The sequence below is a fragment of the Acetobacter sp. P1H12_c genome, from assembly GCF_018811975.1.
GTDB lineage: Bacteria > Pseudomonadota > Alphaproteobacteria > Acetobacterales > Acetobacteraceae > Acetobacter > Acetobacter persici.
Window position 1 is genome coordinate 34803 of sequence record NZ_JACRVR010000007.1, and the last position, 15573, is coordinate 50375.

Below are 15573 nucleotides of genomic sequence, written 5' to 3' on the forward strand. Positions count from 1 at the left end.
CCGTCTCCATCTTTCGGCCGCGTCCCGGTATTCCCGCCGTGCTTTTGGAACCCTGCTGACTTTTGGTGTGGCGTCGGCCTGCCTGCCCCGTGTCGGGCTGGCTCAGCAGGCTACAGGGACAGAGGCTGGCCGCATTGTCACGGACTGTCGAGGGCGGCGCGTTACGCTTCACGGCGCAACAAGAATAGCCAGCATTGGCGGCACCATAACGGAAACGCTTTACGCGCTTGGCCGGTCACACGACATTCTGGCGGTGGATCAAACGTCCACATGGCCAGAGCAGGCACGGAAAGAGAAAAAAGACCTCGGCTACATGCGAGCCATTTCCTCCGAGGGTGTCTTGTCCCTGCGCCCGGATCTTGTGCTGGCTATGAACGATTCAGGCCCGCCTGCGGCAATGGATCAGCTTGTGGCATCTGGTGTTCCGCTTGTGTTTGTGGATGCCACGCCATCCCCGGAGGCTATTGAGGGGCGCACCCGGTTTCTGGCGGATATTGTTGGCGCGCAGGCGGAAGGAGACCGGCTTGGCCAGTCGATTGCCGCACAGTTTAAGCAACTGGACGCATGGCGGGCGGAGCATCCCGCAAAACCGCGTGTGTTGTTTATCATGCGTATGACCAATAATCGCCCGATGGCCGCCGGCACAGGTACTGCGGCAGATGCCATGATCCGGCTTGTGGGCGCCGTTAATGCGGGTGGTGCCATGCAGGGCTATAAAATTGTGGATCAGGAAAATCTGGTCGCTCTCAAGCCTGATATCATTCTCCTCATGGATCAGACTGCGGCGGCTATTCGCGCCGATCTTCTGGCAGACCCCGGCTTCCGCCTGACGCCTGCGGGTCGGAATAGTGCGTTTGTCAGTATGGAGGGGGAGCGTTTGCTGGGCTTTGGCCCCCGCATACCGCAGGCCGCACTTGATCTGGCAAAAATGATGGCTGCGGCAGGCCATCCCGCATGAGTCTGGCGCGGCGGCGTGCTGTTCTGTTTCTGTGCGCGTTATGTCCCGTCCTGATTGTGGCTGTCGGCATATCGCTTAATGTCGGCGCAACCGGCGTGCATCTGACCGCTTTGTGGCACGGCGGGCTACAAGGCGGGATAGAGGCGGGGAACAGTGCGGACCGTGTCGTGCTGACCCAGATCCGTGGCCCGCGTGTTGTGATGGCGGGCCTTACGGGCGCGGCTCTGGCTGTTGCAGGGGCCGTGATGCAGGGGCTTTTCAGAAATCCGCTGGCGGACCCGGGGCTGATCGGGGTGTCTTCCGGCGCGGCTCTGGCGACGGCCTGTGTGCTCGTTCTTGGCGGAGCATGGCTTGATCTGGGTGCTGGTGGCGGGCATGTCGCGCTCCTCAGCACAGCGTGGGCTGTGCCTCTGGCAGGGATGCTCGGGAGCTTTGTTGCGGCGTGTGCGCTCTATCTGTTTGCAACACGCGGTGGCGCGACGTCTGTCAGCATGATCCTGCTGGCCGGGGTGGCTTTTAGTGCGTTTTCTGGCGCGCTGACGGGAATTCTCATTTTCCGTGCGAATGACACAGCCTTACGGGATCTGACCTTCTGGACCATGGGCAGTTTTGCGGGCGCCACATGGCCGCGCATTGGTCTGCTATGTCCGTTTTTGCTGGTAGCCGGGTGGGTTGCCGCCTGTCTTGCATCGCCTCTGAATGCTTTGTTGCTGGGGGAGAGTGATGCGCGCCTGATGGGCTACCCTGTTGAGCGCATCAAGCGGCTTGCCATGTTTGCGGTTGCGTGTGCTGTGGGGCCCGCGGTTTCTTTTGTCGGGGCGATTGGCTTTGTGGGGGTTGTTGTGCCGCATCTGGTGCGTCTGGTTACCGGGCCGGATCATCGGCTGGTGTTGCCGGGCAGCGCCTTGCTGGGGGCGATTTTACTCATAGCGGCTGATACGCTGGCGCGCGTTATCGCCATGCCCGCGGATGTGCCGGTGGGGATTGTGACAGCGGTTTTAGGAACGCCTGTTTTTGTCTGGCTGCTGACGCGCGTGCATGACCGGGAGAGGCTGGCATGACGCTTTCTCTGCGCAATGTCGGCTGGGGCATCCGGGGGAATGCCATTGTGCATGAGGCGTCTCTGGATTTTGAGGCAGGGCAGCTTACAGCGCTTATCGGCCCGAACGGCGCGGGAAAAAGCACGCTGCTTCGCCTAGCCAGCGGCCTTCTGCCAGCAACCAGTGGCACTGTGTCTCTGGGTGGTGCGCCTGTGGCGACACTATCAGCCCCCGGACTGGCGGCCAGCCGGGCGATGCTGATGCAGGATTCCCCCCTGCGGGCCCAGTTTACATTGCGGGAACTGGTGGCGATGGGCAGCCATATTTCAGCACCCTCCCTGAGCCACGCGACGCGCATGGTCCTTGCGGAAGCCTTGCTGGAGCGGGTGGGGCTGGCGGCTTTTGCCGGGCGCGATGTTATGGGCTTGTCCGGAGGTGAGCGTCAGCGTGTTCATCTGGCACGGGTGCTGATGCAGCTTGAATCTGCCGTGCACGATACTGGCAAAGCGCCCGGCTTTTTACTGCTGGACGAACCAATTTCAGCGCAGGACCTCTCCCGGCAGCATCTGGTGCTTAACCTTGCGCGGGACCATGCCCAAAAGGGGGGAGGCGTTGTGCTGGTGCTGCATGACCTGAACTGGGCCGCGGCCTGTGCTGACCGTATTGTTGTGGTGCATGAAGGAACGATCCATGCGCAGGGGCCACCGGAGCAGGTGTTAACCAATGAACTCGCCTGCCATGTCTTCGGGCTGGAGGAGGGGCGCGTGCGTCAACATGCGGTGTCAGGAAAGCCGTATATCTTACCACACGATATGATGTGCCGGTCTTTATCATAAGGAAAGAAAAAGAGTATGTCTCAGTATATCGCCATGAACCGCTTTCTGGTTGCTCCTGAAAATGAAGAGGCTTTTCAGAAACGCTGGCTGGACCGCGAGGTTTTGCTCAAGACGGTTCCCGGATTTATCAGCTTCCAGTTTCTTCAGGGGCCCGAAAAAGAGGGCGTAAGGCTCTATGCCTCGCACACGGTGTGGGAGTCTTATGATGCTTTCGTCGGCTGGACGCAGTCTGAGCAGTTCCGTCAGGCCCATGCCGGGGCAGGGCAGGGGCGTGCTCTGACGGCTGGGCCGCCGGTGTTTGAAGGCTTTACCGTTATGCAGGACGTAACAATCTGATTTTTATAATCTGTTTTGTGTGATGTAAAAATGGCCTGAAACTTTATAGACTTTCAGGCCATTTTTTATGCGTCTGCTCAGGCCGAAACCGCGCTGAGGGTGCCGGGTGCGGTCATATAGTTTTTGACACGCAGAAAGCCTGCCCGCGCGCCGGTTGCCGCAAGAACAGGGTCAAACCCGGCGTGGTCAATAGCACTTTTAAAGGCGTTCCAGGAGGCTCCCCTGCCGCCGGGATCCGCCGCCAGGTGCCGCGCCCCAAAATTCTCGGTAAAGCCTAGATTTTCTACCAGCTTCATAAGGAAGTTCGCTCCCAGCTTTGAGCCTTCCGCCACATACAGCCATCCCGCAGCAGTCGACGCATCCGGGATATCCAGAGTGTTTTCCTCATCAGGGAAGGGCAGGCCAAGATCCTGCATGTCCTGACAGACATGGGCAAAGCGGTTTCTGGCTGCCAGATCAGGAATGATTTCTACCAACTGAACATGATTATACGCGGCGTTCACGTCTCTGTGGAACAGATACTGGAGTTTTACAAAATTCCTGTATTTTTCAGAGCTTGAGAAGAGACCATGTGCCATGATGCCTTTATCGAGGTCTTCATGCAGCGTGTGCGTGGCATCTTTAAGCCGGAGAGACAGGGAGAGCTGGTCAGACGTTCTGGTCATGAGGTGTGTCCTTTATGACAGAAATGCATTCAGAAAAGTGCGACGGTGTGACTAATTTAACGCAAATGAGAATCATGTGCAATAACTGCTTGATGGGGCACACTCTGCCGTGCATCATAAATTAATAATGATTCTCATTAACCGCATTTATGGATGTAGAATGACACCGCTGCCTCTTTTTCGCCGGGCCGTGCGTTACCGGATGCTGGCAACAACCGCTCTGGCCTATGCCTGCATAACTCCCGCTTTTGCCGCGGCACCTGATGCCACACAGCCCAGATCAGAAGCTGCTGTGAAGGCTGGCTCTGGAGAAAAGTCATCACAAAAAAAGACCGCCAGTCCTCAGGCGGTCATTCTGGGGCCAGTCAGAGTACGCGGCAAAGCGGATATTCTGGACTCCATGAAGTTTGATCCTGACAAGGATCACAGTGCGGTGGGGAAGGCAGGGGTGCTGACCACCACCACAACGCTCAAAACACTCCGTGACCGGCAGATTGACAGTCTGGAAGACTTTTCCCGCCGTGTGGATGCCTCGGTGAATTACAGTAGTGGCAATTCCAGCATCAACATTCGGGGCCTTGATCAGAACCGGATTCTGACCACCATCGACGGTGTCCGTATGCCCTGGGCAAATGACGGGGCTTATGCAGGGTCTTTCAATTCAGCACAGGGGGGCGTGAGTAATTTTGACTTCAACTCCCTTGGTGCGATTGACGTTGTTAAAAGTGCTGATTCCAGCTTTTTTGGTACCGGGGCGCTGGGGGGCGTCATTGCTTTGCGCACGCTGGACCCGGAGGATCTTCTTAAGCCGGGTAAAACCTTTGGGGGCCTGACCAAGCTGACCTACAACGGCGCAAGTGAGGCGGCTTTGCTGAATCAGGCCTTTGCAGCCCGCTATAAAAATACGGTTTTCCTGCTTCAGGGCGGTTATCAGAATGGCAGCCAGATTGGCAACCACGGTGATATTTATGGATATGGCCGGACGCGCACGGCAAAAGATCCTTCTTCCTATGATCAGGGCAGTTTCCTGGGCAAGATCAGGCATTATTTTGCCGGTGGGCACAGAATTGGTCTGACCGGGGAGTGGTTTGACCGGAATACGGATGAACGCACCAGAACATCCGAGACAACGGCCACAAACGTGTATCGTACCCGCAGTGAAAACCAGCGGTCTCGCGTATCAGCCAATTATGATTATCAGGCCAAAAGCCCGACAGCATTATTCAGTGAAGCGCATTTTCTGGCTTACTGGCAGAGTATCCAGACGGATACGGATATTACAAACCGTGACCCTGCCAGACCGCGCGCCTATGTTCATCAGCATCTGACTCTGCCTGTAGAGTCCTATGGTGTTACGGGTTCGGCCACAAACAACATTTTCACCGGTCCGTTGCATCATGTGCTGACCTATGGCGGAGAGGTATTTCTGACGGACACCTACCAGACGCAGACAGGCCAGCGGGCTGTTTCAAGCGCTTATACGCATGATAATTTTTCCGATATGCCTAAAGTGCATGGTACAGATATGGGCGCTATTGTGCAGGACCGCATCGGCATTGGCCGTGGTGAATGGCTGCATATTACACCAGGTTTCCGGTTTGATTATTTCCAGCGTGACCCGCAGAATACAGCGTCTTACAGGGCCAATGCCGGATATGCGGGTTTACCTCACGGGGCGCATGGTTCGCATTTCTCACCCAAAGTTCTGGTGGAAGCCCGCGTGGCAAAAGATGTTGTTCTGTATGGACAATATTCCGAGGCCTATCGTGCTCCGTCTGCCACTGAGGAATATCTGAACTACAGCACGCCACCGGTTTATCAGGTTGTCGGGAACCCTGATCTCAAGCCCGAAACCAGCAGAGGCTGGGAAGTCGGGATGAAATACGGGAACTCCGAGAGGGGAGCTAAAATTTCTTTCTATGACAATCACTATCATAATTTTATAGATATGATGGGGATAAGCGGCTGTAACGGATATATGCTGTGCTATGGCTATACCAATCTCGCACATGTCCGGATTTATGGTGTGGAAGCCAGCGGAAACTGGGCGTTTGATGATCACTGGCATGTCTGGGGCTCTCTGGCCTATGCCGATGGGCGGGATCAGGATAAAAACTTCCACCTGAGTTCGGTTGCGCCATTCCGTGGCATTATTGGGTTTGGTTATAAAACCCAGCGCTGGGGGGCGGATCTGTCCGGCACTTTTGCGGCAGGCCGGGATAATGCCAAATATCTGACGTCGACTGGTGGTTTGAGCAACCAGTGGAAAACACCGGGTTATGTTATTTTCGATCTGACTGGCTGGTATAGCCCGGCATTTTATAAACCCCTGCGCATTCAGGCCGGGATGTATAACATGTTTGATAAAGCCTATTACAATGCGGCCTCTCTCCCGTATGGCCAGTCTTCCACCTCGCTTTCTGAGCGGTATTACACACAGTCCGGCCGCTCTTTTAAAGTGACGGCCCGGATTGAGTTCTGACGCTGAAGCACTCTGACCGTAGTTGAAGCTTCATTTTTTGAGGACTGTCTGGATCAGGATAACCCACTGGCTGCCGGTCTGGCGGCCAGTGGGCAACCGCTATCCGGTGGTCTCGAGAGTTAACTCCAGCGCTTACAAAACGGTTTGTGCTGAAAAGACGCGATATGTGTCTGCCAGTCTGAGAAGAGCCTGCGTGTTGAGTAAGCCTGGCGGGACGACCAAGTGGCAGTCCGCCAGCCAGCAAGACTAATGGATATCAAATTCAACCGGCACCGTTAAAGTAATGGGCTCTCCCGGGACGCTTTCGGGCGGGGCGGGTAAAGGCTGGGCGCGTTTAGGAAGCGCAATGGCTTCAGCGTCCAGAAGGGGGTGGCCAGAGCTTTTGCTTAATCTGACAGACAAGACATGACCGGCGCGGTCCATGGAAAAGGTGACTGTCGGGACACCTTCTTCATGCTCGGCCATTGCCGTTTGCGGGTAGCGTTTGAATTTTTCAAGCTGAGCCAGCAAAGCGCCCTGCCATGTTACAGGATCATGCGCCGCGTTGGGTGAGGAGACGCCTGAGGCCGGTGCTGCCTGAGGAGAGGAGGCGGGTGTTGCAGCAGAAGGTAGAGAGGCTTCCGCTGCGTCTATCTGCTGGCTGTTCTCAGGCGGCGTTTTTTTTAAGTTTGGAACTGCTTTGTGCTTTTTAACAATCTTATAAAGTTTATCCGGCTTCGGGACGGGAACCGGCGGAGAGGGGGCTGGTGATGGAGGGGCCGTTATTTTGGGTGGTTCGACAGGTGTGGGTACCGGTACGGGCCGGACGTGCTGGGGTGGCATCGGCACGTCTTGCCGGGATGTGGCAGCCGGGACTAGTGCAGGGACCATATCAAGAGCAATTGCGGCCGCCGGGGCTGCTGCAACAGGGGTAACAGGGTGCGGAATGCTGGTGATCCACGCGGTCACTCCTGCGGTGGCGACAAGCACGCTCATGAATGAGAGACCCCATCTTAAAGTCTCTTCCCGCCTTTCCCGCTGTGTTTTTGAAGAATGCCATTCTGTGAAAGACGCCGCCATTGGTCCGATCTGGCCGGATGCTCTGCTCATCGTGCGGTGTCCGTACTGCCTGATTGAGCAGGATGGGCTTCTTGGCCTTCCTCCTGCCCCTGAAGATTGACCAGCGCGACTTTCAGAAAGCCTGCTGTGCGCAATTGATCCATCACGCTCATCAATGTGCCGTAATCCACAGTCTTGTCTGCTCTCAGGAAAATGCGCTGTTCCCTGTTGCCTTTTGTGGCGCTGTTCAGAGCAGTGGCCAGAGTCTCCGTCGCGATTGTTTCTTCTCCCAGCGCCAGACTGTGGTCAGCTTTTACAGTCAGAAAAACAGGATCATCGGGGCGGGGGGCGGGTTTTTCACTGGAGGACGGGAGATCGACCGGCACGTTGACAGTCGTGAGCGGGGCCGTGACCATAAAGATCACCAGCAGGACCAGCATGACATCAATAAATGGCGTGACGTTTATCTCACTCGCTTCATGCGGGTTTTCATCAGTGTGACGAATACGGAGCATGAGCGGTTATTCTCCCGCCAGACGCGGAAGATCAAAACGCACAACCTGTCCGGTTTTTGTTAAGGCCTGCATACGGCCCAGATCGCGAGAGACAAGGCGCATCACAAGAGCGGTCAGGTCAGCAACCTGTGCCCGGCAGGCGGCACTCTGGCGGGTAAGGTGATTGTAAATCACCACGGCAGGGATAGCGGCAACCAGCCCCAGCGCCGTGGCAAGCAGGGCTTCCGCAATGCCCGGTGCGACAACGGCCAGACTGGTGGCTTTGCTGGCGGCAATGCCGGTAAAAGATGTCATGATACCCCAGACGGTACCGAACAGCCCGATGAAAGGGGAGGTGGCACCAATGGTGGCAAGCAGGCCTGTCCCACGCATCAGTCTGCGGCCTTCAGCGGCTTCCAGCCGTTCAAGGTGCAGGACGATACGCTCTTTCAGCCCGTCATTATCATCAACAATATCCTGAGAGCGTGTCCGTTCCTGCTCGGCCGCCATAACGAGCGTGTGGGCTATGCTGCTCTGCCGCGTGCTTTCTTCCCCCCAGTCAAGGGTATTCGCATTTTCCAGCGCCAGTTCCGCTTTGCGCAATTGGCGGCGAATTTTAAAAAACTCAACGGATTTCGCAATAAAAATGGTCCATGTCAGGATACTGGCCACAGCAAGGAGCATCATGACACAGCGCACAAGCGGGCCTGCATTGATAAACATATCCCATGGGGAGAACGATAATGCAGAGGGCGAGAGCGTTGGCATGAGCGGTAAACCTCCAGAAAACAGCGCGTGGCGCGTCACAAGGCCAGAAGAAGCACCAGACGAACATTTATGAGTACTATTTGCTATATAAGCAACTAAGAAACATTCTCATATATAAAATGGCGTCGCTTTGGAAGTGAATAACATCACGGTGAGCCGGAGCAGGGAGAAGACTCTTTGTTTCTCGGCAAGACCTCAAAGTGCTCTGTAGCTGCGTGGACTGATGCCGGTTGTTTTGCGAAAAATCTGCGCAAAGTGGCTCGGGCTCTCATAGCCGACAGTCAGGGCGATCTCTATGACAGGCAAATCTGTGTGGAGCAGCAGATGGGCGGCCTGTTCCATCCGGGCCTGTATGAACCAGCGCGACGGGCTTTGCCCCATAGTGTTGTGAAAAGAGCGGCTGAAATGAAAGCGGCTCATGCCACATACTGCCGCCAGTACGCCCAGATCAAACGGTTCGGCAAGATGCGCTTGCATATATGTCAGTACTTTGCGGAGTTTCCACGCCGGGAGTTGTGCGGCCCTGTGCTGAGGCCCGGTGTTTGTATCGGCATACTGCCGAAGCAGATGAACGGTCAGACTTTCGAGAAGGCCGTTCACCAGTAAAAGGTTTGCCGAAGGCTGAGAAAGCATTTCTGCTGTCAGGCCATTTAAAAGCCCCGTAAGAAACGCATCCTGTGCGCCGGAGATATCCCGCATCCGGCATCGGGATGGATTTAATCCCAGAGAGCGGGCCGCTCGGGCAACAAGGTCAGACCCAAGATAGAGATGGAGGACCTGAAACGGACATTCGGACAGGGTCTTCCACCGCATCAGGTAGGGAGCGCCTGCCTGTGTCAGGAAAAAAGAGCCGGTTTGAGCGTTAGTCCGTGTCCATTCTCCCGCCAGTTCCCGCTCTTCAATCTGTGCTTCTCCTGACATGATCCAGACGAGCAGGGGCTCTGCTACGGCTGGGACCAGCAGATCTTCCTCCTGTGGAGGGCGGTCAAAGATCTGAGCTTCAGCGTCTTTCCATGCGTCTCCCTCGCTTTGTACGATTTTGCGACCGGGAATATGCTGTTCCAGCATCTGGCTGGCGAAGCGGAGCGGGGATTGGTGGCGTAGAGGCATCAGGCTTTGCTGGTGTGGTGTCGGGAAAAAATGCAGAAAAAAGCAAAATCACAATAGTTCAGGCAAAACGTCAAGCGAACGGGTTTGCTCCTTTTTCTATAGAAGTTTCCTCAAAACTGTGCCGATTTTTGGCACGTTATAAGGACATGACTATGGAACATTCTGGCAAAGTAGCACTTGTGACCGGCGCATCTAGCGGGATTGGGGCTGCGACAGCACGCAAACTTGCGGCAGAAGGTCTGATTGTGGGGCTTGCGGCGCGGCGTGCAGAGCGTCTGGAGGCTCTGGTTGCGGACATTGCGCAGGCTGGCGGGAGAGCCGTTGCGCTGCAAACCGATGTGACGGATCTGGGCTCCTGCAAAGCGGCTGTTCAGACTGTCGTGGAGCAATTTGGTCGGCTGGATGTGCTGGTGAATAATGCCGGTGTGATGCCTCTGTCGGATGTTGACAGCCTGAAGGTTGCAGAATGGCAGCGCATGGTAGATGTGAACATCTCCGGTGTTTTTAATGCTACGGCGGCGGCCCTGCCGCAGATGATCGCGCAGCATTCCGGCCATATCTTCAACATGTCCTCAATTGCTGGCCGTAAGGTTTTTAAGGGGCTTGCCGTGTATTGCGCGACCAAGGCCGCCATTACAGCGTTTTCTGACGGGCTGAGAATGGAGGTCGGGCCAAAGCATGCCATCCGCGTGACCTGTATTCAGCCCGGAGCCGTTAAATCCGAGCTTTATGAGCAGATTACAGATGCGGGCTATCGTAAACAGATGGATGATCTGGCGGCATCCATGACGTTTCTTGAGGGGGAGGATATTGCGGAAAGTATTCTCTTTGCCCTGAAATCACCAGAACGCATGGATGTTGCCGAGCTGTTTGTGCTCCCCACTGAGCAGGGATGGTAACGCGCATCAGCCGGTCTGGCAGGGGGCTGCGTGAGGGCAGACCCCGCGTGTTTGCATGGGGGCAGGCAGGGTAAAATTACGGTAGTGGGGCGTATTCATCCCCATCGGCCTTTAACTGCTGGCCTGCTTTGGGGTATCATACCTTACGGATACGCAACAGTCAGCGCAGTAAGGCCGGATTTGTATGAGGTTTGATCTCAAAGTTAACGGCACCCCGCGTGAAGTGGACGTGCCAGCGGATATGCCCGTCCTCTGGATTTTGCGGGATATTCTGGGGCTGACCGGCACTAAGTATGGCTGTGGAGTTGCTCAGTGTGGGGCGTGCACCGTGCATCTTGACGGGCAGCCTGTCAGGGCGTGCCTGCTGACAGTTTCAGCGGCCGCCGGGCGCGATATTCTTACTATTGAAGCGATTGAACACACACAGGCAGGCGCAAAGGTGCAGCAGGCCTGGCTGGATGAAGAGGTGATCCAGTGTGGCTACTGCCAGTCCGGGCAGATTATGGCGGCCACCGCCTTGTTGCAGCAAAATCCGCACCCGACGGATGCCGAGATAGATGAAGCAATGGCTGGCAATATCTGCCGGTGCGGGACGTATGTGCGTATCCGTAAAGCCATTCATAAAGCTGCGTCTGATGACGTATAAGCGCCCTGAAACGAAGAACGGCCTTCCGCCAGCCTCCCGCCGGGCTTTGCTGGGCGCTGTGGTTAAGGGGGGCGGTGGGCTTCTCCTGTCTGCCTTTCTGCCCGGCCTGCCGCTTTTGCAGGCTGCGAGAGCGCAGGATGCCGCGACAGGGGTTATTTTCCGGCCAAACGCATTTATCCGGATTACGCCACAGGGCGCTGTGACGTTTATCATGCGCTACGCGGAGATGGGGCAGGGGATTTACACCGGCATTTCCATGCTGCTGGCCGAGGAGCTGGGCGTTACGCTTGATCAGGTGACTGTTGAAGCCGCACCGGCCGATCCGGCGTACGTGGATAGCGTGGCGGGTGAGGAAGAGACGGGTGGGTCATCCTCCACGCGGGATAGCTGGGTGCCCTTGCGGGAGGCCGGGGCTGCGGCACGCATGATGCTGGTGGCCGCCGCCGCGCAGATCTGGGGTGTGCCCGAGCATGCCTGTCAGACACGGAACGCGCAGGTTTTTCATCCTGATAGCGGGCAGAGCCTGTCTTATGGCGCTCTGACGGAGGCTGCGGCGCGTCAGCCTGTTCCGGCAAAGGTTGTCCTCAAGTCCCCTTCTGATTTTTCGGTGATTGGCACAAATCCCCGCAGGCTGGACACAAAAGCCAAAACCAACGGCAGTGCGCAGTTCGGGATAGATGTGCAGGTTCCGGGGATGAAGATCGGGCGTATAATGGCCTGCCCGGTTAAGGGCGGACATCTGACAGGGTATGACCGTGCGGCCGCTCTTGCTGTTCCGGGCGTGGTGGATGTGGTGACGCTCCCGGATGCTCTGGCCGTCATTGGCGAGCACATGTGGGCCGCGATCAAAGGGCTGGATGCGGCTGCCCCGCAGTGGGACTATGGCCCGAATGCCGCGACGTCCAGCAGTGACATTATTGCCCGCATGAAAGCGGCCTCAGACCAGTCCGGCGTTGTGGCGCTGAAGGCCGGAAACGCGGAGGATGCCCTGAAGCAGGCGCACACGCGCATTGATGCTGTGTATGAACTGCCTTTTCTGGCGCATGCGGCGCTGGAGCCGATTAATACAACCCTGCATATTCGCCCGGACGGAGCGGATGTGTGGGTTGGTACGCAGGTACCCGGCCGGGCCCGGCAGGAAGTGGCAGACGCCACCGGCTTAAAGCCGGAAACAATTGCGGTGCATAATCATCTGATTGGCGGCGGGTTCGGGCGCAGGCTTGATTCAAATTCCATTGGTCAGGCAGCCCGTTTTGCAAAACAGGTGCCTTATCCGGTCAAGCTGATATGGACGCGGAAGGAGGACATCACGCATGATCAGTTCCGCCCATATTATTATGACCGCGTTTCTGCAGGCCTGACGCAGGACGGTGCTATCAGCGGCTGGCATCATCGCACAACCGGGTCTGCTGTTACGGCGCGCTGGTATCCGGAAGGGATGCAGGGCGGGCTGGACCCTGATGCGGTGGAAGGCGCGACTCAGACACCCTATAACCTGCCTGACCATCTGGTTGAATTTGTGCGAGATGAACCTGATGCGGTTACAACGCTCTGGTGGCGCGGTGTAGGCCCGACGCACAATGTGTTTGTTGTGGAAAGCATGATTGACGAGCTTGCGCATCAGGCCGCGCAGGACCCGCTGGCGTTCCGAAAGACGCTGGCAGCCCACCAGCCGCGTGCGCTGAAAGTTCTGAATGAGGTTGAAAAACAGTCTGGCTGGGGCAAGAGCCTTCCATCGGGGCACGGGATGGGCGTTGCGCTCCATTACTCTTTTCAGACATGGGCGGCGACGGTGCTGGAGGTTGCCGTGGAGGCTGATGGGCAAATCAGGCTTATTCAGGCGCATAGTGCTGTGGATTGCGGCCCGGTGGTGTTCCCGGACGGTATTGTCGCGCAGATTCAGGGCGGCCTGATTTTTGGCCTGACAATGGCGCTTTATAATGAAATCACGTTGAAAAATGGGCGTGTTGAGCAAACAAATTTTCATAATTACCGGATGATGCGTCTGAATGAGGCCCCGGATATCCAGGTGCATCTTGTGTCAGACCCGGACGCTGAAATTGGCGGAATTGGTGAGGTTGGCACTGTTGCGGCGGCTCCCGCGCTGGCGAATGCCCTGTTTGCAGCAACCGGGAAACGTCTGCGTCGTATTCCGTTTGCCAGACAGATGGGGGGAGGCAAGGTATGACGCTCTTCCGTTCTTTTAAAAACATGCTGTATGCCACGGGACTTGCGTCTTCCATCTGGTGCAGTGCTGCGGCTCTGGCGGAGAGTGTTCCTGCGCCAGCCGATAGCCAGCAGCCGGAGCAGGTCAGGCGTGGCGCGTATCTTTTCCGTGCCGCGGACTGTGCCGCCTGCCATACCGCGCCGGATGGCGCTGGTCTGACGGGAGGCCGCCCGTTTACCCTGCCATTTGGCACGGTTTTTGCGGTTAACATCACGCCGGATAAGCAGACAGGTATTGGAAATTATACCGATACTGAATGGCTCAGAATGTTGCGGGACGGCGTGGGCCGTGGCGGGAAACATCTCTATCCCGTTATGCCCTATACGGCCTACACGTTGCTGAGCGATGCTGATGCACTGGCAATCCGGGCATATCTGTTCAGTTTGAAGCCTCAGCAGGCCCCGGCGCGGCAGAACCAGCTCAGCTTTCCCTTTAATCAGCGCTGGGGGCTGATATTCTGGAACTTGCTGAACAATCCGGACAAGCGGTTTCAGCCAGATCCGGCCCGGTCCGGGGCATGGAACCGTGGCGCTTATCTGACGGAAGCTCTGGGGCATTGCAGTCAGTGCCACACGCCCAGAACCCTGACATATGGGCTGAGTCGCAAAGCCTATGCGGGTGCAATGCAGATGGGCTGGCGGGCCTATAATCTGACGTCAGACAGGCAGCATGGTCTGGGGAACTGGTCGGAAGACCAGCTTGCGTCCTATCTCTCGACGGGCGCTGCCAGCGGGAAAGGGCCGGCGTCAGGGCCAATGGCGGAAGCCGTTGAGCATGGCCTGCGTTATATGACGCAGGAAGACATTGCCGCCATGGTGACATATCTGCGCAGTCTGCCCCCCATTGCGGAAGGACCGGTTGCGCACCCGATGCCTTCCGGGGATGCTGTTGCGCGGCGCGGGGAGGGACTGTTTGCTCAGGCCTGTGCCGGGTGCCATCTGCCAGACGGTCAGGGGCGGCAGTCAGCGTGGGCTGCGCTGGGGGGAGCGCATAGCGTGTCAGATCCGGCAGGGGATAATCTGGTGCAGGTTTTACGCACGGGCACAGCGCTAGAAACAGCGCAGGGTCGCGTTTTTATGCCCGGCTTTTCAAAAGCCTATACGGCGGAAGAACTGGCGGCCATTACGGCCTATGTGACGGCCCATTTTGGCAACACACAGACAGCTATTAAAGCTTCTGCCTTTAAAAACTAGGAGGCGTTGCCGCACTGACGATGTGGCAGGGTTCCTTGCCGATGTTGCGGAAGCGATGCGGCAGGTGGCTGTCAAAATAATAGGCATCTCCGGGGCCGAGAAGGGTCCGCTGCTCAGCAACGGTAATTTCAATCTCCCCGCTGATGACCACGCCGCCTTCTTCCCCGGTATGTTGCAGCATGGCTTTGCCGGTATCGGTGCGCGGCGCGTAGACTTCATTCAGGATTTGCAGGGCGCGGCCGTTCAGATTTGTCCCGATCTGGCGGTAGGAAATCCCTTTGCCGCCGATTTCCCGCAGTTCATGCGCGCGGTAGAACAGTCTGCGTTCATCCTGCTGCTCAAACGCAAAAAACTCTGATAAATTCATCGGCAGGGCGTGAACAATCTGCCGGAGCAACCCGACTGACGGGTTGATGGCGTTGGATTCAATCAGTGATATCGTGCCATTGGCCACCCCGCACCGCCGGGCCAGTTCACGCTGGGACAGGCCGCGTTGTGTGCGTAGAGCATAAAGTGTGCCGCCAACATCCATAATGTCAGCCTTGTTCTCTGATGACATTTTTTAATCGTAATGAAGAAACAGGGCTTCTGGCAAGAGGCGGGTTTGAAAAAGCGAACGCTGATCGCCCCGGAATGTCGCTGTTTAAAGTGTTTTTGATGCTGAACACATAGCCCGCTGCGCGGGTGAAGGCTGCGGGCATAGAAAAAACGTATAAAACTGTTGCGATGTAGTATTGTTCTCCATATCATAACATCAGTGAAACGTTTTTGCGGGGTCTGTAAGGAGCCCCCTTCGCCCTGTCTGTTTTGTATCTGTGTAAGGCCAGTCTCACGGCGGGAGAGGGCAGGCAGATGCTCCGTGGCGCAAGGAAAAGCGTTTT

General features: G+C 56.7%; 15 protein-coding genes. 9 read left to right on the plus strand and 6 right to left on the minus strand.

Annotated features, from left to right (window positions below; genetic code table 11):
* Positions 1-52 precede the first annotated feature (52 nt).
* From KP699_RS06380 to KP699_RS06395, 4 genes are read left to right on the plus strand one after another with little or no spacing between them, the layout of a single operon-like run.
* Positions 53-958: an ABC transporter substrate-binding protein gene (locus KP699_RS06380; RefSeq protein WP_308164885.1), complete on the plus strand. Its 906-nt coding sequence runs from the start codon at positions 53-55 to the stop codon at positions 956-958.
* Entirely contained in the window at positions 955-2019 is a 1065-nt protein-coding gene (locus tag KP699_RS06385) for an iron ABC transporter permease (protein WP_077931550.1), read from the plus strand. Before KP699_RS06380 ends, KP699_RS06385 begins: the two co-directional genes overlap by 4 nt.
* On the plus strand, positions 2016-2834 hold the full coding sequence (locus tag KP699_RS06390) for an ATP-binding cassette domain-containing protein (protein ID WP_215762014.1): 819 nt from the start codon (positions 2016-2018) through the stop codon (positions 2832-2834). Before KP699_RS06385 ends, KP699_RS06390 begins: the two co-directional genes overlap by 4 nt.
* 15 nt (positions 2835-2849) lie before the next feature.
* A complete protein-coding gene (locus KP699_RS06395) occupies positions 2850-3170 on the plus strand; it encodes an antibiotic biosynthesis monooxygenase (protein ID WP_086654734.1) in 321 nt (106 codons plus the stop codon).
* 77 nt (positions 3171-3247) lie between these two features.
* Here the strand turns inward: KP699_RS06395 and KP699_RS06400 are convergent, their stop codons facing one another.
* Positions 3248-3835: a biliverdin-producing heme oxygenase gene (locus tag KP699_RS06400; protein ID WP_215762015.1), complete on the minus strand. Its 588-nt coding sequence runs from the start codon at positions 3833-3835 to the stop codon at positions 3248-3250.
* 160 nt (positions 3836-3995) lie between these two features.
* Between KP699_RS06400 and KP699_RS06405 the strand changes: the two genes are divergently transcribed.
* Positions 3996-6317 carry a TonB-dependent hemoglobin/transferrin/lactoferrin family receptor gene (locus tag KP699_RS06405; protein ID WP_215762016.1) on the plus strand — a complete coding sequence of 774 codons (2322 nt, stop codon included), beginning with the start codon at positions 3996-3998 and terminating at the stop codon, positions 6315-6317.
* Positions 6318-6563: 246 nt separating this feature from the next.
* Here KP699_RS06405 and KP699_RS06410 read toward each other — a convergent pair whose 3' ends face one another.
* From KP699_RS06410 to KP699_RS06425, 4 genes are all read right to left on the minus strand, one after another.
* Entirely contained in the window at positions 6564-7406 is an 843-nt protein-coding gene (locus KP699_RS06410) for an energy transducer TonB (RefSeq protein ID WP_374196894.1), read from the minus strand.
* Entirely contained in the window at positions 7403-7870 is a 468-nt protein-coding gene (gene exbD, locus KP699_RS06415) for a TonB system transport protein ExbD (RefSeq protein ID WP_215762017.1), read from the minus strand. The genes KP699_RS06410 and exbD overlap by 4 nt, the downstream gene beginning before the upstream one ends.
* 6 nt (positions 7871-7876) lie before the next feature.
* A complete protein-coding gene (exbB, locus tag KP699_RS06420; RefSeq protein ID WP_215762018.1) occupies positions 7877-8617 on the minus strand; it encodes a tonB-system energizer ExbB in 741 nt (246 codons plus the stop codon).
* A gap of 195 nt (positions 8618-8812) precedes the next feature.
* Positions 8813-9727, minus strand: a complete 915-nt coding sequence (locus KP699_RS06425; RefSeq protein ID WP_215762019.1) for a helix-turn-helix domain-containing protein — start codon at positions 9725-9727, stop codon at positions 8813-8815.
* A 152-nt stretch (positions 9728-9879) separates the two neighbouring features.
* Here KP699_RS06425 and KP699_RS06430 point away from each other — a divergent pair, with 152 nt between their 5' ends.
* The 4 genes from KP699_RS06430 to KP699_RS06445 all read left to right on the plus strand — a co-directional run bounded on the left by KP699_RS06430 (position 9880) and on the right by KP699_RS06445 (position 14692).
* A complete protein-coding gene (locus tag KP699_RS06430) occupies positions 9880-10626 on the plus strand; it encodes an SDR family oxidoreductase (protein ID WP_215762020.1) in 747 nt (248 codons plus the stop codon).
* Positions 10627-10810: 184 nt separating this feature from the next.
* On the plus strand, positions 10811-11272 hold the full coding sequence (locus tag KP699_RS06435; RefSeq protein ID WP_086654727.1) for a (2Fe-2S)-binding protein: 462 nt from the start codon (positions 10811-10813) through the stop codon (positions 11270-11272).
* Entirely contained in the window at positions 11262-13460 is a 2199-nt protein-coding gene (locus tag KP699_RS06440; RefSeq protein WP_252346836.1) for a molybdopterin cofactor-binding domain-containing protein, read from the plus strand. The genes KP699_RS06435 and KP699_RS06440 overlap by 11 nt, the downstream gene beginning before the upstream one ends.
* Positions 13457-14692, plus strand: a complete 1236-nt coding sequence (locus KP699_RS06445; RefSeq protein WP_252346837.1) for a cytochrome c — start codon at positions 13457-13459, stop codon at positions 14690-14692. The genes KP699_RS06440 and KP699_RS06445 overlap by 4 nt, the downstream gene beginning before the upstream one ends.
* On the opposite strand, the gene KP699_RS06450 is transcribed toward KP699_RS06445, so the two are convergent.
* Positions 14682-15224 carry a cupin domain-containing protein gene (locus KP699_RS06450; protein ID WP_025829444.1) on the minus strand — a complete coding sequence of 181 codons (543 nt, stop codon included), beginning with the start codon at positions 15222-15224 and terminating at the stop codon, positions 14682-14684. The two genes, KP699_RS06445 and KP699_RS06450, sit on opposite strands and share 11 nt — an antisense overlap.
* Positions 15225-15573: the final 349 nt, after the last annotated feature.